Raw genomic sequence first — 2,912 nt, 5'->3', positions numbered from 1 at the left:
GTGACCTCGCGCACGAGCTCGGCGGTGCGACTCTTCAGGTAGGTGATCGGCTTGACGTCGCGCCGGCGAGCCATGCGGGGCATCTCCTCTCCGCGAAAGGACCGAATCCAGTACCGAATTCTGACCTGTGGAGCCCGCGCCCGCAACCGCGCTCGCCAGCCGTCGGCGAAGCTCCTGCGAGCGACGACCCCGGCTCCCGCATCCCTCTCCACGAAGGGCCCCGGCGCGGCATCTGCGGTGGCCGAACCTGCGATGCGGTGATCGAAGCCTGCGCACGCCGCGGGCGCTCGACCACGCTCCTCACGTTCAGCCCCGGCGACTTCTCCTCTCTCGCAGATCCCTCGCTGGCCATCGTGGCGCCGGCGCGTTGAGGCGGCGGCCGCCGGAGCCGCGCGGGCGCCTCCGGCCGCCCTGCGCGCGCCACCCCTCCCGGCTCAGGCACTCGTAAGCCGCACGTCAGGCAAGTGTAAGCGTCGCCCCTGACACATGCGGGTACAAATGGACCCGCTGACACGGACGCTCCGTGTGGCAACTGGGAAGCGGGATTCGCGGCGGCGTGCGCAAGCAGCTCGTCCGAACCCGGATGAAAGGAGACGAGCATGCTTCGCAAGATCGCAACCCTCGCCGTCGCGGCCGGCCTCGTGGCCGCGGCCTCGCCGGCGCTGGCGACGCCGCTCTACGGCGGCAACAACGGCAAGTTCCTGTCGATCAACCAGAGCAGCGGCGCGGCGACACAGATCAGCACGGCCACGCCTGACGGGATCGGCGCCCTCGCCTGGGACTTCACGAACCAGGTCATGTACGGCGGTAGCAGCGACAATTTCTTCAAGATCGCCGCGAACGGCACGCAGACGACGATCAACTCCACCACTACCCACAACATCGATGCCCTCGTGTTCGGGCCCGGGAACGTGCTCTACGGCGTGGACACCAGCGCGCAGGTCCTCTACACGGTGAACCCGAGCAACGGTGCGATGACGTGGCTCTTGGGAGCCTCGCCTCTGAGCGAGCTGGCGTACGACCCGACAACCTCGACTCTCTATGCCCGTGCCGGCAGCTCCCTCGTCAAGGTCAACCCGATCAACGGCACCCACACCATCGTCGGCACTCTCTCCGGTTTTGGGGACGCCGTGGACGCGATCTCGGTCGACCCCGTGACGGGCCAGATGTACGGGGAAACCAACCCCCTTTTCGGAGGCGGCAAGCTCTGGACGATCAACAAGGCAACGGGCGCGGCAACAGCGCTCGTGGGCCAGACCGGCCTTGGTGCTGGCGCGAGCGCCGGTTGGGTGTTCAGCATGGCGTTCGTCCCCGAGCCCGGCACGATGCTGCTGCTGGGCATGGGCCTCGTGGGCCTCGGCGTCTCGGGCCGCAAGAAGGCCTAGCCGCAAGAAGGCCTGGCCAGCGCCGTCGGCTGGCCTGACGTCGCGGGACGTCCGTGGGCGCTCCGGGAGAACCTCCCGGAGCGCCTCATATTTTGCTCCGATGCGTGCCTCCCTGCGCGACAATGGCGGGTTGCGCCATGGCCCGGACTCCCCTCCATCTCCGCTTCGGTCGCTTCGAGCTCGACGAGGCGCGCTACTGCCTCCTCGAAGACGGGGGTCTGGTGGCGATCGGGCCCAAGCCGCTCGCGATCCTCTTCCATCTGGCGCGGCACCGAGACCGCGTCGTGCGCAAGGAGGATCTGCTCGAGGCCGTGTGGCCCGGCGTCACCGTCAGCGACGATGCGATCTGGCAGAGCCTGCACAAGCTGCGCGCGTCGCTCGGCCCCGAGGGCGCGCAGACGATCGAGACGGTGCGCGGGATTGGATTTCGCTTCGTGGCCGACGCCCGGGACGCCGCCGCGCCGGCGCCGGCCGGCCCACAGGCCCCGGACTCCGCGGGCCCGGCCTTCGTCGGTCGCGAGTCGGAGCTCACGCTGCTGCGTGCGGCGCTGCGACGAGCCTCGGCGACGGGCGGCGGTCTTGCGCTCGTCGTGGGCGAGCCCGGCATCGGCAAGACGCGTCTGATGCAGACGCTCCTCGCGGAGGCGGAGCACGCGGGCATGGACGCCCGCGAGGCGTGCAGCCGCGAGGGGTCGGGCATCCCCGCCTTCTGGCTCTGGGCGCAGGTGCTGCGCGGCTACGCCGAAGCCTGGGATCCCACGGCCCTTCGCGGCGCCCTCGGCACCGGCGCCACCGCGCTCGGGCGCATCGCGCCGGAGCTGCGCGATGCGCTGCAGCTCGAGCTTCCGCCGAGCGCCGACAGCGAGGAGTCGAGATTCCGGCTCTTCGATGCGCTCGGCGGCTTCCTCCGGCGCGCGGCACGCATCCGGCCCCAGGTGATCCTGCTCGACGACCTGCAGTGGACCGACGCCGACTCGCTCTCGGCCCTCGCCTTTCTCGCGCGAGACTTGCGACGCGAACGGGTGCTCTTTCTCGCCGCGGCGCGCGAGGCCGACGTCGAGCGTCGCGAGCCGCTCCAGGATCTCGTGATCGAGTACGCGAAGAACGACGCGCTGCTGCGCGTCAGGCTCGGCGGCCTCACACCGGCGGAGGTCGGCCTCCTGATCGAAGAGCAAACGGGCATCCGGCCTCCGGACGAGGTGGTCGAGCGGCTGCACCGCAAGGCGGGAGGTAATCCCCTCTTCATCTCGCAGGTGCTCGCGCTCGCGCCCGTCGTCGAGGAAGACGCCGCGGACCGCCCGGCCGGAACGCTGCTCGCCCCCCTGGCCGGTCCTTCGGCTGTGCAGCGCGTGGCGAGCAAGCGCCTCGCCGGGCTCACTCCGACCTGCCGCGAGGCGCTCGAGGTCGCCGCGTGCGTGGGGACGGAGTTCTCCTTCGCGCTCGTCGCGCAGGCGCACGGCGGTGAGCGCGGCGCGCTGCTCGAAGCGCTCGATGAGGGCGCCGCGCAGGGCGTCGTCGCGCGCACCG

Annotated in this window: 2 protein-coding genes; both read left to right on the top strand. The window is 70.9% G+C overall.

All coding sequences use genetic code 11. The features are described from left to right. The first annotated feature begins 599 nt into the window (after nucleotides 1-599). Nucleotides 600-1,385 (top strand): PEP-CTERM sorting domain-containing protein, encoded by a 786-nt coding sequence (locus IT371_15420; protein MCC6749049.1) that lies wholly within the window; start codon nucleotides 600-602, stop codon nucleotides 1,383-1,385. A gap of 137 nt (nucleotides 1,386-1,522) precedes the next feature. Beyond that, the coding region (locus IT371_15415; GenBank protein MCC6749048.1) for an AAA family ATPase at nucleotides 1,523-2,912 on the top strand (1,390 nt) is incomplete at its 3' end.

The organism is Deltaproteobacteria bacterium (assembly GCA_020848905.1).
GTDB lineage: Bacteria > Myxococcota_A > Polyangia.
Note: the sequence above shows the minus strand (reverse complement) of the source record. Positions and strands in the feature narration are given on the sequence as shown.